Below are 18268 nucleotides of genomic sequence, written 5' to 3'. Positions count from 1 at the left end.
TTACAGGATGCCGCTAACCCGGCGGCATCCTTTTTATAAATCATCCACTATGCATTTACATTTCAAAGCAACCGCTTTTTGCGGTCTGCTGGCTATTGCCATGCTCGGACAGTATAATGTGCAGGGCCAGCAGAAAGATAGTTCCCGGAAAGCCATGCCGGGTGCAAAGCGCGATTTACCTGCCAATGGACTGAAACCCTATGCAGAAGTGATCACGGCAAAAGCTGTTACCTACAGCAGTTTTGTGAAGGTTCATGAGGTAGACAATAAGTATTTCCTCGAAATACCGGATACACTGCTTGGCCGCGAAATCCTTACAGTGAACCGCATTTCACAGTCGGCCGCCGGATTCAGAACCGCCGAAACCCCTTTTGGATATGCCGGGGACCTCATCGGGGAAAATATGTTCCACTTTAAAAAAGGAGATGGAAACAAAATTTTCGCAGAAATGAAAAGTTATAAGGAACGCTCCACCGACAGCTCCGCCAACGGCCTGGCGAAGTCACTGGAAAGGAACAACGCCGCCGCATTGGTGCAAAATTTTCCGCTGCGCGCTACTAACGACAGCGCACACACGCTGGTGATCGAAATCACCGATTACCTCAACCAGGACAATGGCTTGTTTGGCTTTGCCCCCCGGATCAAGGCGGCTTCCGGGCTTGGTGCAATGGCGGCAGACCGCTCCGCCGTGGAAAGTGTAAAAGCATTTGACGATAACATCAGTTTTAAATTCATCCGCACCTACAGTAAACCGGTAAGTAAACTCTCTTCCACAATCGTGCCTTTTACTTTCCGGTTGAGCAGCGCCATGATCCTGTTGCCGGAAACGCCAATGACCGGTCGCCTGGCAGATAAACGGGTAGGCTACCAGGAGTCGGGGTACATCGATTTTGATAAGAACCCGCTGGGCGTAATCAACGAAGGCAATATTTACCGCTGGCGATTGATACCCGGGAATCCGCAGGACTATGCCGCCGGTAAACTCACGCCGCCGCTTCATCCCATTACCATTTACCTGGATCCCGCACTGCCGGCCAAATGGGCCCCTTACCTCAAATCGGGGATTGAGGCATGGAACGCCGCTTTTGAAAAAGCAGGGTTTAAAAATGCACTGCGCGTTTTACCACTCAGCACAGAAGAATATAAACGTTATGCCGATGATGCGCATGTAAGCGCAGTGGTATTTAAACCCGGCAGTGGTAACGCAGAGGAACATATGATCATTGATCCGCGCAGCGGGGAAATAATACAGGTACGGCTGAATTGCTACCTCTCCACCCTGAACAGTTTGTATAAACAATATTTTATCCAGGCAGGCGCAGTTGATAAAGCGGCCAATAAGCCCGCATACGACGATCCGTTAATGGGCCGGCTGGTGGAGGCCTGGACGATCCAGAAAATGGGCCGTTTGCTGGGCCTGCGAACGAATGCCGGCGCCTCTTTCATGAACCACCTCCCGGACCTGAGAAATAATGCCTGGCTGAAAGCCAACGCATTCAACGGCTCCGCGATGGATGAAGCACTGATAAACTATGTGGTGCAACCGGAAGATCATGTGGAACCGGCCAACCTGTTGGCAAAAGTAGCAGACACAGATGGATGGCTGATCCGCTGGGGATACCAGTTGCTGCCTGCAGAAGAAAGCGCTGTATTAAACAAATGGATCGTGGAACGGAGCGCAACCGGGAAACTGCTGCTGCCGGATGAATCTCCCAAAACAGATAACCGGAATGTAACAGACCCGAGAAACCAGCTGGGAGACGTAAGCAATGACGCCGTAAAGGCTGCTACCCTCGGTATCAATAACCTGAAGAAAGTAGTGCCGCACCTGCTGGAATGGACACATACACCGCTCAACGGATACGACCAGGCGGCCGGCATGTACAGCGATCTGGTGGACCAATACCGGACTTATGTCCGTTACGTGATTAACCAGATTGGGGGAATTTATACAGATGTTAAATATAGCAGTCAGCCCGGCAGCCTCTTCAACTTCGTGCCCCTGACCATCCAAAAACCGGCGCTTCAGTTCCTCCTGAAAGAAGTATTTGAAACTCCTTCCTGGCTCGTGAACAAAGAACTCTATAGTAAAACTGCGGCCAGCTTCGACACTGTGATGAAAGTACAAAAGGAAGCGCTGAATGATATCATGGATATAAGAACCCTCATGAAACTGCTCAGTGCGCGCGACAACGCTTCTGCAGCAACTTACGAGCCGCAGGTATTTTTGAAAGATCTGGGCGCAGGTATTTTCTCAGAGCTTGGCACAAATGCACCGGTGTCTGTTACCCGCCGCGAACTGCAGAAGTATTATGTTATAAAACTGCTCGCACAATTACAGGCTGCGGAAAAGATGGACAACGACCTTCCCGCTGTTATCAAGTCGCACGCTAAACAGCTGATGGCTAAACTGAAGCAATCATCCCTGGTATATACCGGTATCTCAAAATCACATTTAACAGACTTGTACGAACGCATGTATATGGGCATTCACCTGCCGCAACAACAAGCCGATAAAACAACACGCACAGGAAGATGAGAAAGATAAACAGATTTTTTGCAGCATTGTTACTGATGATCTCTACCCGCGCCGCCGGCAGCGTACCGGGAATGTTGCTCAAAGACTCGGTAAAGCCCTACGCCACGGTAGTACCTCCCGGCGCCATTACCAGCACCGGTTTTATTACCGTGCACCAGGTGAACAGCCATTATTTATTTGAGATCCCCGACAGTATTTTCGACAGGGACCTGTTTACGGTAAACCGTATCACCCAATCGCCGCAGGACTGGCGTAATCCGCTGGGCGGACTTTGCAGCTACGGAAATGATTGGATCGGGCAGTCGGTGTTCCGGTTTGTAAAAGGCGACGGTGATAAAGTATGGCTAGAAGCAGTCAGCACCCGGGAACGCGCTGCGCCCGGAGATACAGCCCTCGGTGAAGCGTTGAAGGAAAACAGCCTGATGCCGGTGTATGCCTCTTTCCCGGTACAGGCATACGGAAAAGAGCATCGCTCTGTGGTGATAGACGTAACGGATTTCCTCAACAGCGACAACAATGTATTTGGTTACCTCGCAGACATCAAAGGGCTGGCCATGCCGGGAACTTTTGTACAGGACCGCTCCTTTATCTCATCTATAAAAGCTTACCCGGTTAATATAGAAGTAGCCAGCACCCGCACCTATGCCGCCAGCTCCAGCACACTGACCGGCGAATACAACAGCTCCATCATCCTGTTGCCCCAAATACCGATGCATGGCCGCCGGCTGGATGAAAGGGTGGGCTTTTTCGGTGTGATGCCGGCCGACTTTAAAGAGGTGAACAGTGATGGAACGATTACCCAGGCAGCCAACATCTGGCGCTGGCGGCTGGAGCCCAGGCCGGAAGACCTGCAAAAATATTACCGCGGTGAATTGGTGGAACCACAAAAACCAGTGGTGTTTTATATTGATCCGGCTACACCCAAAAAATGGGTGCCTTACCTCATTGCCGGTGTGAAGGACTGGCAAACAGCTTTTGAAAAAGCCGGGTTTAAACAAGCGATCATCGCCAAAGAAGTAGATCCCGCCGACAGCACCTTTGATATCAGCGATGCACGGCATAATGTGATTGTATACAAAGCCTCTGCCATCGGTAACGCAATGGGCCACTCCCTGCAGGACCCGCGCAGCGGGGAGATCATCGAATCGCACATTCAGTGGTACCACAGCGTAATGGAAATCCTGTACAAATGGTACCTTACACAGGCCGGCGCAGTAGATACCGCTGCGCAGCATCCCACATTCAGCGATGAGTTGATGGGGCAGCTGATCCGCTTTGTATCTTCTCATGAAGTGGGGCACGCCATTGGCCTGCGGCATAACTGGGGCGCGTCTTCCACTACTACCGTTGCACAGCTGCGCAGCAAACAATGGGTGGAAGCGCATGGCCACACACCTTCCATCATGGACTACGCCCGCTTTAATTATGTGGCGCAGCCGGAAGACAGTATCAGTGAGACAGGATTGTTCCCCAGGATAGGCGACTACGATGAGTGGGCGATAGAATGGGGATATAAACTATTGCCTCAGCATACAGGTAATGCACAGGAAAAACAGCTGTTAAACCAATGGGTGGTGGACAAGCTCAGGATCAGCGACCGATACCGCTTTGGTATTGGAGACGATCCTTCTGCCCAATATCCCGCTAATCAGCGGGAAGATCTGGGAGATGATGCCATGACAGCGGGCGCCTATGGTATAAAAAACCTGAAACGCATTGTGCCGGAACTGATAAAATGGGTGCAGGCGCCGGGCGATTCCTACAACCGGCTGGAAGACATTTACAAAGCGGTCGTAGCCCAGTACGAATGGTATATCAAACACGTGACCGCTAATATTGGCGGGAAGTACTTTACCCCGAAAACAACAGAGCAGGCCGGAGAGGTATATAGTTTTTTTTCAAAAGATAAACAGCAAAGAGCGGTGGCATTCCTTCTGCAGGAACTGTTTGTTACGCCGGAATGGCTGCGTAACAAACAGGTGTACCTGCTCACCAGAACTGATTTCAGCGTAGTGGAAGATATACAACGTAAAACACTCCGCCAGCTGCTGGATGAGAAACTCTTTGATAAACTGCGGGCAGCAGAAATAGCCGGTCTGCCGGATGTTTATACCGTTACGGATCTTTTAACTGCATTGCACACCGGTATTTTTTCAGAGTTGAAAACAGGCGCCGCTATTACGGTTAACAGGCGTTCTTTACAAAAAGTGTATGTGACTGACCTTGCTGGACTGATCGCTATTTACAAGGATAAGGAAGGCGATGCCGGCTCTGTATTGAAAGAGCAGGCGAGACAACTGATGAATGAATGTAAAACAGCTGCCGCAGCAGATCGTGATGAACTGACCCAGGCGCATTTAACCCATCTTTATGAGGTGTTGTATGCCGCCGTTAGTAAACCGCTGCAGCTATCAAATTAAGCGTGTTGTCCCCGTCCGGCGATGTCAATCGTCATAGGATATAAACAACGCAGTATGAATTCCAGCAGCTTATTCAGGCCATTCGCCCTGAAGTCATTGCATACAAAGAATCGCTTTGTAATGTCCCCTATGACCCGGTCATGTTCTCCGGGCGGCGTTCCAGCCGCCGACGTAGCCGGCTATTATAAACGACGGGCCGAAGGAGAAGTGGGCCTGATCATTTCGGAAGGAACCGTGATCAACCGGCCTTCTTCGGCTAATGATGCCAATGTTCCCAGGTTTTATGGGGAGGAATCGCTGGCCGGCTGGCAGCAGGTGATCGACAGTGTACTGGCTGCCGGCGGCCAGATGGCGCCACAGCTCTGGCATTGCGGCATACAGGAAAATCACGCGTCCGGATGGCTGCCGCCCGCGCCGTTTGAAGGGCCCTCCGGAGCAGGCAACGGTATCGCCATGACCGACGCAGCTATTGCGGATACGATCATCGCTTTTGGCCGCGCAGCCGCCGATGCAAAACGCATGGGATTTAACAGCGTGGAAGTACAGGGCGCGCATGGTTATTTAATCGACCAGTTTTTCCGCAGCAACACTAATACACGGACAGATTTTTTTGGCGGTAAAACACTGGCGGAACGCAGCCGGTTTGCCATTGCTGTCACCAAAGAAATACGCAGGCAGGTGGGAGATGATTTTGCTGTTATGATGCGGCTGTCGCAATGGCATCTTACAGACCTCCATAGTAAACTCGCCACAACGCCGGCGGAAATGGCGGCATGGTTAACGCCACTGGCAGATGCAGGGATCGATATCTTCCACTGTTCCACACGCCGTTTCTGGGAGCCTGAGTTTGAAGGATCAGGACTGAACTTCGCCGGCTGGGCAAAAAAGCTTACCGGGAAAGCCACTATTACAGTGGGTTCTGTAGGTTTGGATAAAGACATTATTTCATTGCACAGGGGCGAGGATGCCGCGCCTGCATCTCTTGAAAACCTGGTGCGCAGGATGGACGATAACGAATTTGACCTGGTGGCAGTAGGGCGGTCTATTCTTACAGATCCTTACTGGGTGCAAAAGGTAAAAGAAAACAGGTTGGGTGAATTGCAGGGATTCAACCGGGAAGCGCTGTACAGCCTCGTGTAACCCCGTATCAACAAGGCGTTAACAATAGATAACAGTTCTCCCATCACTCTGGCATAGTTTTATCATTTATGATAGATGAACAAGAAGCTTAAACCGCCTGCAGTCGCTTAACTTCCATCTATTCATCACACATTCAAATTTTGCCATCATGAGAACGTTAAAATATCTTATCGTTACAGTTATACTCATATCCGGGTTAAGCAGTTGCCTGGTTGTGCGCGACAGGCCAGGGTATTATCCGCGTCATCATCATCATTATCATCACGGATATTACAGGTAAAACATACAGTAATAAACTTTCCCTGTTCTCCGGAATAAGAACGGGGAAAGATTATAATCCTGGCGCTATCCGTTGTAATTCTTCCACTACTTCATCGCGTTCACGCACGATCAGCTTCATCACTTCATTTCCTTTTTTTATAAACTCAAAAGTGAGGTCACGTTCTTTCGAAAAGAAAAGATTTTCTTTCTCTGCATAAAGCGAAAATTTTTTATCGCCTATCTGCATAATGAGTGATCCGGCTTCTGCTTTTATATACATAGCAGCAGTTTGAGGGCCTTTATATTTACCGGTGTAGCTACGCAGTACATCAGCCGGTAATGCAAGGGCCTTTTTTTTATTGATATAAGGCGCCGGGCCGTGGTCGTAACTCAGTACCCGCGTCATTTTCCAGCTACCGTTTTTCAGCAGCCACAGATGGGTGAATTTTGCGAGTCCCTCTGCACGTTCCTTCTTTCCTTTTTCCTGTACATAAAACAGGTGGCTGCCGGTAAGTATGGCGCCGTATATCACGCCATCTTTTTTGAGCGGGAATACTTTGATGCCGCTGTCGATTACTTCTCTTCTTAAAATAAAACTATCCCTGTTGCTGCAAACTCCTTTTTCAAATGATTGCGCCAAAGCAGGTATACCCAGGGTGATGCCTCCTTTGTCGTGGTAGAATTCTATGTCTTCCGAGAAGTAACTCATCATTTTTGATACGTCACAGTTATTATACGCCTGCCAGAAAAGACTATCGTTATGCAGGATGATGGCAGAGAGTTGTTGATCGTTGTTCTGTGCCACGGATATGCTGCGGAAGGAGAGTATACTTACCAGTACCAGGGTGGCGGTTATAAGCTGTTTTTTCATCAGGGGAATTATTTATATAATTATAGTGGCGTATTCAATTTTGATTGCACCGTAGCCACATGATCACCTTTTACTGCCTCGAGGTACAACCGGTAGTGTTCCGGATTTTCAGGTATGGAGATAGTAATGAAGGCGCCCGTGCCCAGCTTTCTTAAAAAAATGTTGTTGCCGTCACTATCCGTTTTTACAAGATACCATTCAAACTTTACACCGGGGCTGTTAGCAGCGGGTTGCCATTCATTGTTGTTGTAAATAAGTGCATGATAGGTGAGCCGGTTGTTTGGATAGGTGGTTCTGGCCGGTCGCAGTATATGGATACGGGGAATAGCAGGTTCGCGGAAGGTATTGCTCCATAAGTATCCCAGCTGGTAGAAGGATGATTTATATCTTCCCCAATGGTCGGTGAGGCCGTCAAATGTTACATAGTCCCGTGTTTCCAGGTCCTGCCAGCTGGTGATGAAAACAGGTTGCCGGTGACCTGGCAGATGGGTGTAAGCCGTTACCGGTACCTGGCTGAAATAATGCGGAAGGGTGATGGATGCCAGTTGCGACAACCCGGTGGTATCATTCCCCATCACAATGCCGAACGCATCTGCCTGTGGTAACTGCTGATGCAGCATTTCCAGGTCGCCGGCTATATGGCTGTTCATGGCCACGTCTATTGTCAGTGGCCTGGTAGCATCTATGGCCTTAATGGCGGTCATCAGGTTGCCGAGCCAGGTAATAAAGATTTGTTGCTGATAAAGCAGCGTTGGTTTAAAGTACTCCTTTGAAAGCTGCTGCCATACAGTGTCGCCGATGTTCCACGCTACTATGCTCCGGTCGTGTTTCAGTGCTGTTACCCGGTGAAGAATGGTTTTCCGGAGATCAGACAGCATGGCGGCATCTTTATCCATATCTGTTATGGCTGGTATCCAGAAGCCGTAATGAATATTTATATCCAGCTCTTTTGCCACATGCAGGATGTTCCGGTCGTATACACCGGGTCCAAAGCGGCGGATGGTATTTGCGCCAAGTGCTTTCATACCGGTGAAATCTTTGGTGATCTCCCGGCGGGTAAGAGCGTGTAAATTCCTGAACCAGTTTTCTCCTTTCTGATAATTTATTCCCCTGATGCTATCCGGTAGCGGTATAACAGCTGTTACCCGGCCAGATGGCGGCGCTGTAATGATGTTTCCATAAGGGATTGTTTTGCCGGACTCACGGATACGGCTGTATTTTTCTGCTGTGGCAAATACTTTTCCGGGCTCCTGTAATTTCCAGTTAAGCTTGTCTCCGGCAACGGGGCGTAATACATTTTTATCCTGGTCGCTGTTAAATAATACGAAGGCGTGTATTTCACTGAATGAATGATCAATTGCGCTAAAGGCATCGTTTAGCCATAGCTGTTGGTTGCCGGCAGCGGCAAGCGAGCCCATTTCAGCTACCATCACAGGCAGGCCGGAGCGGAATGCCGGCAGCTGATGGAACGGGGCATACAGCTCCCGGAACGCATATGATTGCCCGTTCTCATTTTGCGGTCCATAGTTAAGAGCGGTCACCCCGATCCAGTCGACATACGATGTTCCCGGGAAATACTCCATTGCAGCAGTGGCGCGCCACGGGTTCCATACCCAGATAACATTGCCGGCGCCATTGTGCTGAAAGAGATCGTATACATATTTCCACGCGGCCCTGAACTCTTCGGGGGTGTTGTTACCGGTTTGCGACCAGGGATAGGCGGGGTTATCCGCTTCATGCGCAAAACGAAGGTACACCGGCCGGTTCAATGATTTAATCCGGGCGGCAAACCGCAGCAGGTACTCATCAAAAACACCTGCGCTGATACGCGCAAACACTTTTTGTTCTTTATGCAGTACTGCATTTTCAAACAGGGAGGTCCAGGGCTCCCAGGTGATCATGGGCAGCGACCCGTTGTTGTAAATGGCGGCTATCAGCGAGTCGGGTAAATTGCATTGCGGCGCATCTCCCCAGGGCAGATACAACGATATGATGTTGAAGCGGGTGTTAAACTGTTGCTGGTATTCCTTTACCTGTTGAATGGCAGTAAGACCGTTTGTTTCATCCGGACTGAATATCCCGGTGTAAAATGTTTTTTGTTTATGTGTTGGCGGATGCACAACAGCAGCGGGCTCGGGATTGATTCCCATCATATACCCCGTTAATACAACAATTGCCAGGAGTAAGGGCAACCCCAGTTTACGGAAGGCAGCATACAAATGAAGATGCCGGAAAAGCCATAATTGCTTCTTTAGCAGTAACGGGTATATGAGCAGGATCCTTAGCCAGTGATATTTTACAGACAGGCGGCGCAGGCGCAGACTGGCAATAATATTGAACATCATGATCAGGCAGTTCACGCCCGCGATGCCGGCCATCACAAGGGAATAGGGATTCCAGTCGTACGACAGCCCGTAAACAATAGCCGCCAGCGAAATGAGCAGCACCAATATATTTGGTATGTTCAGCTGCCAGTTATCCGATCCGCTGTCATCTTTAGGGGTGGGAATATATGGTACTTTCTTCCGGATAACAGTGTACACTAATCCGAGAATATAGATCCACCAGGTACCGATCAGCAGGAGTCCGCCTACCACGTGAAAGCCTCTTTCTGTTTCTTCCATCACCCATCGCTGCACAAAATGACGGATCAGGATAATCGCTGTAACAGTAGGCAATCCCAGCAGGGCAAAGTTGATAAAGTCTACCCGCAAAGGTATCAGCCCGGTAAACAGGGAGAGAACAGGGATGAGGAAATTTATAAAGAAAACAATGCCGGATAAATAATGAAAGGGAATGGTGCCGTAGTGCAGGCGTTGCCGCCATGTAAAAGACCGGAATAATTTCGGGTAGGAGGTAACCAGTAATTCCAGGGTACCCCGGGCCCATTTCAGTTGTTGTGCGTAATAGGCCGACATGGTGGCAGGCACCAGACCCCTGGAGAGTACCGCCGGTACATACACCGATTTCCAGCCTTTGGCATGTAGCTGCATAGCAGTATGCATGTCTTCCGCAAGACCGCTGGCGTGCCCTCCGATAGAATCCAGTGCAGCTCTCCGGAAGGTGCAGTTAGCGCCTATGGCCAGCACGGTACCATAACTATTCATGGTAGCCATGATAGGGCCATAGAACTGGAACGTTTGCTGGGCTGCGCCTTTGGCCACGAGGCTGTCGCCCAGGTTGCTGTATGCCTGTACAATCTGTACAAACCCTACTTCCGGGTTATTGAAATGTGATACAATCACATCGAGGAAGTCCGGTGAAGGAACATGATCCGGGTCCATCACCACGCAGAGTTCCCCGGTGGCCTGCCGCAACGCATTGTTGATGTTGCCTGCTTTGGCATCTTCGCGGGTAAATCTTGTTACATGTTTTACGCCCAGCTGTTTACACACCTCAATCAGGTAAGGGTCGTTGGCTTCATCGCAGAGGTAGGTGGTATGCGGGTAGGTGATGGCCTGTATAGCTGTTAACGTTTCCACGATCATGGCGTAAGGTTCGCCCGGACAAAAGGTAGTAAAGATGTCAACCGTAAAGGGATATTGCTGTTCCGGCGTTTCCGGTACTGAAATGGAAAAATAGTGATACCATTCATGGAGTATGGTGAGGCAGTTAAAAATAAGCCCGGCCATCAATATCCAGTAGAAAGGAGCATAACCTATCTGCGCCTTGTTTAAAAGACAATACAGCAGGTAAATCATGCCGCAGGTGCCCAGCAGGATCATGAGCCGAAGCGTAAAGCGTTCCCGGCGCGAAGGTGGTAAAATAGGTGACGGTCTATCTATCATTGACTGACTACGTAAAAAGGTGTATTGGCGGTAGCAAAATGTCCTTTATTATCAGAAACGGTAGCAAAGATCCTGTAAGGTCCTTCTTTTACAGGAGAACGGAACGTGATCTTATTTCCCTGCGAAGGCAGCAGCAGGTTGTTGTAAGCAATGGGTTGCTGTATGTTGGGCTCGTCCTGGTTTTTGGTGTGCCAGTCTTCCGCCAGTATCTCCCAGGTGATCCGTAAGGGGCCGCTGGCGGTGTCCTGTAACAGCACTTCCGCGGTTTGCAGGTTGTTAGGATTTAATAAGATGTTATCCCTGGCGCCTTTGCCGTTTAACAATACATACTTTAATGACGGCGCCCTGTAGGGAGGCCATTTGCCGGTCCACAGGTATTCCATCACGGCTACTGTTTCCGAAGCTTCTCCCTCTTTTGTAAATAAGCTGAACCATGTATGTGTTACTTCCTGTTTATTGCCCCAGTAAAAAATGCAGGCGCCCAGGAAGCGCGGATCTTTCACCGGCATATACTGTTGATAAAGTTGCAGGTATTGTTCCGCCTTTTTAGTACTGGTATTTTCAATTGGCGCTCCCCATGTGGTGAACTCCGATTCCCACGGGCCGTTAATACCCCATTCGGTGATCATAAAAGGACCCTCCCAGTACCACGAGAATTTTTCGAGGTCGCGCCGCAGGTGCGGCAGCTCGCCAAAAATATTCATAGAAATCAGGTCGAGGCCCGTTACTTTTAACCGGATGTTATAGATACACCGTTTGTTGAAATTTATCAGCGCAGTAGTTACCGGGTGATCGGGATCTTCCGTATGGATCATTTTCAGCAGGCGGTTATAAGCCGTGTAAAAGTTGTTGTACTGTGGTTTGTAGGGGAAGTCGATTTCATTGCCCAGGCACCACATCAGCAATGCTGGATGCGACTTATACCGGTTTACCACACTCCTGAAAGCCGCGTATTGGGCTGCTACTTTAGCCGTATCGTTATAGTAAGGTAAAAATCCGCTGACAGGCATGGGGAAACCTGCTATCACTGCTATGTGATTGGCATACGCGTCGTCCAGTATCTTACCGAGGTGTAAGGTATCCCAGGTACGGATGGTATTGCCACCGGCTGCATATAGTTCCCGGAGGTTTTCAAAACCAGCTGCCCCCTTTATTGTAAAGGGTTGCCCCTCGCGGTACAGCTGGTATTGGTTGCCCTGTTTGCCGATGTAAACCTTGCCCTTACGCAACGGAGCAGGGGACGACAGGCAACCGGTAAGCACAGTGAGCAACGCAGCATGAAAACAGATCTTTTTAAACATTCACCAGCTATAATATATTATATTACTTACAACACGAAACCGAATATAACATAAAATCAGAAACTTATGCGGCTGATGGATTTCCCCGACATAAAGGAAAATTGCTTATTTTCAATGACACAGGCCACTAAACGATTATGATGAAACTACGAAAAGTACTCACCGGGGCAGCGCTTTGGGGTATGCTGTTCTTTTCTGCCAGCGTGCTGGCACAATCAGGAAAACCGGGCGTTACAGATATCACCTTCCATATGCTTACCTGGGTGAAACACCTGGATAACGATGTCGATAAATATTTCAAACGTGAAAAAGGGGAACAGTTGAACCAACAGCTGGAAGCCCTGAAACAGGAATTGAATAATTACCGCAAAGCCAGGAAAACACTTTCAGACAGCTTGTTCCGGAATAATATTGCCCCCGGTAAAAAAGACGACTATAACCTGGAAGCGCTGAAAGTAAAAATGAGCGCGGTGATGGAAAAATTACGCGGGGTAACCGACCTGGTGAATCCCGAACTCCAGGCGGAAGGAGATAAACTCAACGAAGAAATTTACAATGCTTTATACAGTGACCAGCCTAAGTATTTATCTTACCTGGAAGCATTCCTGGGCGGTTTGGAGGTCACTAAAAAAGACCTGGCGCTGGATGGCAGCACGGCTTATTCGCGCCTCGGAGACTGTGTGAATATCATTGCATCACTGGAAGGGAAAATTAACAGGAAGATGGGGCAGTAAGCTTCACAAGCCTTTCCCTTTGCTTACCCAATCATTGTTTTTAATGCTGAAACGGTAGGGGAGATAGGCGTCTTCCCCTGCGTATTGCACGCCTACACGGGTGGACACCACAATAGCATCTTCCGGAATATCTTTACCGGATTCAATCCATACTTTCTTCCCGGTGAGGCTTTCCCCGTTCAGGCCGGCATCGATGCCCATTGCCTTGCAGAGGCTACCCGGACCCGCTGTGAGTTTGGCGGAGGGCTTGTTGTTATAACGCTGCTTCATCATCTCTATACCATCAACAGGCTGTAGCGCCCTGATCAATACCGCATGCGGCGTATCTTCGATGTTGGTAACCACGTTAAAAAGATAGTGAATGCCATAACATAAATACACATAAGCAAATCCGCCCGGCTTGTACATTACTTCCGTGCGTTTGGTACGGCGGTTATTCCAGGCGTGCGAGGCCCTGTCGCCGCTGCCTGCATAGGCTTCTGTTTCCACAATCATACCAGTGGTACGAACGCCATTAATATACGTAACCAGTATTTTTCCCAGCAATTGTTTTGCAATGGTAGTCACCTCGTGCTGCTGATAAAATTCATGCTTTAACTTAGCCATCGAAATAAATATCCCTGTTTTAAAAAATGAATTTATGTTATTTGCATAATTATAAACACCATTATGGAAGAAATAAAATGGGGAATCATAGGTTGTGGAGATGTGACAGAAGTCAAAAGTGGCCCGGCTTTTAATAAAGTACCGCATTCATCCCTGGTAGCGGTTATGCGCAGGGATGCCGCAAAAGCGCAGGACTATGCCCTGCGGCATGGCGTGCCTAAATGGTACAGCGATGCCGAACAACTGATCAACGACCCGGAGATCAATGCCATATACATTGCCACTCCGCCTTTGCAACACGAGGAATACACCTTCCTTGCTTTGTCGAAAGGAAAACCGGTATACGTGGAAAAGCCAATGACGCTGGATGCCGCATCGGCCACCAGGATGAAAGCCGCATCGGATAAATACAACGTAAAACTAAGCGTGGCGCACTACCGGCGCGAGCAGCCCGTATTCTTAAAAGTAAAAGAACTGCTGGCGGATAACGCTATCGGGGATATCCGTTTTGTATCGCTGCAAATGCTGCAGCCGCCGGCTTCCAGCCTGATTGCAGATTCGGCGGTCAACTGGCGGATAGACCCCGCTATTTCCGGTGGCGGCCTGTTTCATGACCTGGCCCCGCATCAGCTGGACCTGATGATCTATTTCTTTGGAAAGCCAAAGCACGCCGCCGGGATCGCCGTGAACCAGGCAGGAGCAAACCAGGCCGATGATCTCGTAACCGGGCATATCTTATTTGAAAACGGTGTGGTGTTTAACGGCATGTGGTGTTTTACGGTGTCGCCCGCTGATCAGAAAGATTGCTGCGAAATAACCGGATCATCCGGCAAAATCAGCTTCCCCGTGTTTGGCAGTAAAATAACACTGAGCAAAGACGGGCATACAAAAGAATTTATTTTTGATGCGCTGCAACATGTGCAGCAACCCATGATAGAAAAAGTAACGGCTTATTTCCTGGGCAAAGGCGCCAATCCCTGTTCCGCAGAGCAGGCCATCTTATCAATGGAGCTGATGGATGGGTTCACCAGCGGATTTTGTCTTTCCCGCTGATTACGCTGATTTTACTGATTTAGGGATTTGATCACTTTTGATTTTAAAGGATTTTGGGAGATATAAGCGGATCTATTCGCTTATATCTCCCAAAATCCTTTATAAAATCCAAAAAGTAAAATCAAACAAATCAGTAAAATCAGCGTAATCAGCGGGAAAGACAAAATCCGCGTAAATCTCCAACTATTTGCGTATCTTAATTCCTGCAGAGAGCAGCATTCAACCATATCGCTCATTCAGCAGAACCAGTTGAACAGGACCCACGTTATTAATTAACTACTTAACCGAGTAGTGTAATGCAGGCATATCCTCCCGGATATGAACTTTATGTTACGAATGCAGTGAACACTTAATATTCAAATTATCCTGTAATATTTTCGCGCTCATGAAACCTATCTTCACACTTCTGTCCGTACTGTTATTATGCTGCATAATCAGGCAGCCATTGCTTGCACAAACAACCCAGGCGTCGATTTCAGGGATTGTCTCTGATGATACCAAACAACTGATTCCAGGTGCATCTGTACTGGTGCGCAACGAATCAACCGGCTTTAGCAGCCGCACTATTTCAAACGCCAAAGGAGAGTATCTTATTAAAGAGTTGCCACTCGGCGGACCATATACTATCCAGGTAACAGCGATGGGATATGCCGAACAAAAACGCACCGGGTACTCACTCAACCAGGGTGATGTGATCCGCGCCAACTTCCAGATGCAAACATCTGCGGTAGACATCAGGGAAATCACGGTGTCGGGCGCAGCGCTCCGCAATAAAACAGAAAACTTTGGTGCAGCCACCACGGTATCGGCAAGGGATATTGCCCGTCTGCCGGTGAATGGCCGTAACTTCAGCAGCCTCATAGATCTTTCGCCGCTCAGCAGCGGAAGCAACCTGGCAGGACAGCTCGGCTCTTCTACCAACATCACCATCGATGGCACCTCCGCAAAGAACCCGACTTCCAGCAGCGGTACCAACACCCGTATCGGCGGCCCATACGCTATTTCAATGGAAGCCATCCGGGAATTTAAAGTGGTTACCAACCAGTATGATGTTACCTTTGGCCGCAGCGGCGGCGGTACCATCAGCACGGTAACCAAATCAGGTACCAACACTTTTTCAGGTAGCGCCTTCACCTTCGTAAGGGCCGATGCGTTATCCAGTAAATACGACGCCCGCGGTAACAGGCGCCAGAACGACTTCTCCACTTATCAATACGGCTTCTCTTTAGGCGGCCCTATCATTAAAAATAAACTGCACTTCTTCGTAGCATGGGATCACCAGGCAGATTCACGTCCCCTGCAGCTGGCGGATATCAAAACACCGGCAGATGAAAAACGGTTCAACGTTACACAGTCAACACTGGATACCTACCTCGACATTGCACGCAGCAAATACGGAGTAGCCTCTACGCCGCAGTTCGGGTCTTTCAACAAGAAACGCGGCACAGATGCGGCATTTGCGCGTATCGACTGGCAGCTCAACGAACGGAACCTCCTCACCATCCGCGATAACTATGTAAACGACCGCGCACCACTGGGCCGTGACGATAACACCGCCATCAATCTTTACGAAGTATATGCAGATGCGCATGCCATCAACAACAGCCTGCTGGCTACCCTGCGTACTGTGGTGAATCCCAGGATTACGAATGAGCTGAAACTGCAACACCTGTATACTTTTGAAGAAAGTTCACCCGGCAGCCAGCTGCCTTCACAAAATATTCCACGCGCTATCGTGGAAAGAGTGGAATCCAGCATTGACAATAAATCCGTGTTTACCTCCATCCAACTCGGCGGACAACGTTACTCGCCGGAACACTTCTACAACAATGTATTCCAGCTGGTAGATAATCTTTATTACAATACCAATAAAGCAAACTATACTTTCGGCGCCGATATAATGTACAGCCACATGAACTCCCTGTATGGCAGTGAAATGAACGGCCGTTATTATTTCACCGGTATGGATAATTTCAATAACCTGAAACCTTACCGTTATGCCCGTGAGGTAGCGCTGGCAGATGATCCCAGCGTGAACCAGAACATTCTCAGCGGCGCTTTGTACGCGCAGATGCAAACCTACCTGTTCCCCGGTTTTGAAATGATCGCCGGTCTCCGTGCCGATTATACCACTTACCTGAACAAACCCAACTTCAATCAAACCGTGTATGATGAGCTGGGCCTGAGCACAGATAACTCGCTGAAAACTTTCCAGCTGCAGCCACGTATCCAGTTTAACTGGGACATCAAAGAAAAGCATACAGATTACCTGCGCTTCGGTGCGGCCATCTTCGGATCAGACATAAACAACTATGCCATGATCAACAACATGCTGTTTGATGGTACAAAAGTACTTACCGTGGATATCCAGGGCGCAGGTGTACCCGTTCCCGATTTCCCGGCATACCGCAAAGATCCGTCTACCGCACCGGGTAAGGAAATGTTCGATAAGCTCGGACTGCCGCGCCAGGGTACCATCAATATGAATGGTAAAGATGCCAGGATCCCGGTAGTGTACAAAGCGAACATCTCCTATAATCACCTGTTCTCCGACCGCTTTAAAATGGGGGTGACGTTCTTCACCACTATTGCGCGTCACAATTATATGTATGTAGACCGGAACATGGCTGATCAGCCTTTCTTCCGTTTGTCGAATGAAGGTAACCGCGGTGTATACGTGCCCGCATCCACGATCAATGTAACCAATGGCGCTACCGACTGGACCAAAGGCCGTAAGAGCACAAATGTAGGACGCGTGCTGGAGCTGAACAGCGACGGTAAAGTGAACCAGTTTGCATTTGTGGTGGATGGTACCTTCCGTTATTTCAGAGATGGGGAAGTTTCCGTTAGCTACACCTGGAACGATGCAAAAGATAATACCTCCTATAACGGCGACGTAGCCAACACCGCTACTTTAGCGCTGATGGTAAAAGACGATCCGCGCAATCTCAGCACCATGAGCTATTCCGATAACCAGTTCCGTCATAAGGTAGTGGTATACGGTACACTGCCCACTTTCTGGGGAATTAACGTAGGCGTGCGTTATTCCGGTATAGGCGGTACACGTTATTCACTGGCTGTAGGCGGTAACGTAAATGGCGACTTCGTAAACTCAAACGACCTGGCCTATGTATTTGACGTGAACAATGCCAATGTGCCGCAAAAGATACGTACCGATCTCCAGGCGATTTTGGATAATCCTTTAGCCGATGAAAGCGTGAAAGACTACATCCGCAGAAGCAGTGGGAAAGTAGCAGAAAGAAACGGCGGTATAAACGGTTTCTACGGTGTATGGGATCTGAGGATCGCAACAAAGATCCGGTTTGGCAAGAAGCAGTATCTTGAACCATCCTGCGATATCTTTAACCTCGCCAACGTGTTTAACAAAGAATGGGGTACCAGTAAATTACTGGGCAAACAGAATATTTATTCTTTAGGTGGTTTCGATCCTGTTACATCTACTTATAAATATAACGTGAATGTGAATTCAGGTGTGGTAGTGCCAGGCGGTAACCCGTGGCAGATTCAGCTGGGGCTCCGTTATGGTTTTTAATA

The 18268-nt window shown here is 49.0% G+C and carries 10 protein-coding genes; 6 read left to right on the top strand and 4 right to left on the bottom strand.

Going from position 1 to position 18268, the window contains the following annotated elements; translation table 11 throughout:
- Positions 1-49: 49 nt before the first annotated feature.
- Genes ACMXI2_RS15905 through ACMXI2_RS15895 form a run of 3 tightly spaced genes read left to right on the top strand, consistent with a single transcriptional unit; the run spans position 50 to position 6099 of the window.
- Positions 50-2539 (top strand): zinc-dependent metalloprotease, encoded by a 2490-nt coding sequence (locus ACMXI2_RS15905; protein WP_483777082.1) that lies wholly within the window; start codon positions 50-52, stop codon positions 2537-2539.
- On the top strand, positions 2536-4959 hold the full coding sequence (locus ACMXI2_RS15900) for a zinc-dependent metalloprotease (RefSeq protein ID WP_483777081.1): 2424 nt from the start codon (positions 2536-2538) through the stop codon (positions 4957-4959). The genes ACMXI2_RS15905 and ACMXI2_RS15900 overlap by 4 nt, the downstream gene beginning before the upstream one ends.
- A 54-nt stretch (positions 4960-5013) precedes the next feature.
- Positions 5014-6099 carry an NADH:flavin oxidoreductase gene (locus ACMXI2_RS15895; RefSeq protein ID WP_483777080.1) on the top strand — a complete coding sequence of 362 codons (1086 nt, stop codon included), beginning with the start codon at positions 5014-5016 and terminating at the stop codon, positions 6097-6099.
- A 331-nt stretch (positions 6100-6430) separates the two neighbouring features.
- On the opposite strand, the gene ACMXI2_RS15890 is transcribed toward ACMXI2_RS15895, so the two are convergent.
- The 3 genes from ACMXI2_RS15890 to ACMXI2_RS15880 are packed head-to-tail and all read right to left on the bottom strand — an operon-like array spanning position 6431 to position 12320.
- The gene (locus ACMXI2_RS15890) at positions 6431-7231 is read right to left on the bottom strand and encodes a nuclear transport factor 2 family protein (RefSeq protein WP_483777079.1); all 801 of its coding nucleotides are present in this window, start codon (positions 7229-7231) and stop codon (positions 6431-6433) included.
- Positions 7232-7251: 20 nt separating this feature from the next.
- Positions 7252-11019: a glycosyltransferase gene (locus ACMXI2_RS15885; protein ID WP_483777078.1), complete on the bottom strand. Its 3768-nt coding sequence runs from the start codon at positions 11017-11019 to the stop codon at positions 7252-7254.
- A complete protein-coding gene (locus tag ACMXI2_RS15880; RefSeq protein ID WP_483777077.1) occupies positions 11016-12320 on the bottom strand; it encodes a glycoside hydrolase 5 family protein in 1305 nt (434 codons plus the stop codon). Before ACMXI2_RS15880 ends, ACMXI2_RS15885 begins: the two co-directional genes overlap by 4 nt.
- A 140-nt stretch (positions 12321-12460) precedes the next feature.
- Between ACMXI2_RS15880 and ACMXI2_RS15875 the strand changes: the two genes are divergently transcribed.
- Entirely contained in the window at positions 12461-13054 is a 594-nt protein-coding gene (locus tag ACMXI2_RS15875; RefSeq protein ID WP_483777076.1) for a hypothetical protein, read from the top strand.
- A gap of 3 nt (positions 13055-13057) precedes the next feature.
- Here the strand turns inward: ACMXI2_RS15875 and ACMXI2_RS15870 are convergent, their stop codons facing one another.
- Positions 13058-13660, bottom strand: coding sequence for a DNA-3-methyladenine glycosylase (locus ACMXI2_RS15870; RefSeq protein ID WP_483777075.1), 603 nt, complete (start codon positions 13658-13660; stop codon positions 13058-13060).
- 63 nt (positions 13661-13723) lie between these two features.
- Between ACMXI2_RS15870 and ACMXI2_RS15865 the strand changes: the two genes are divergently transcribed.
- Both ACMXI2_RS15865 and ACMXI2_RS15860 read left to right on the top strand, forming a co-directional pair.
- On the top strand, positions 13724-14713 hold the full coding sequence (locus ACMXI2_RS15865; protein WP_483777074.1) for a Gfo/Idh/MocA family protein: 990 nt from the start codon (positions 13724-13726) through the stop codon (positions 14711-14713).
- A gap of 385 nt (positions 14714-15098) precedes the next feature.
- Positions 15099-18266, top strand: a complete 3168-nt coding sequence (locus tag ACMXI2_RS15860; RefSeq protein WP_483777073.1) for a TonB-dependent receptor — start codon at positions 15099-15101, stop codon at positions 18264-18266.
- Positions 18267-18268: the final 2 nt, after the last annotated feature.

Source organism: Chitinophaga sp. G7 BAM 1005 (assembly GCF_057126945.1).
The sequence above is the reverse complement of the archived record's forward strand: the minus strand, read 5'-3'. Positions and strand labels throughout refer to the sequence as shown.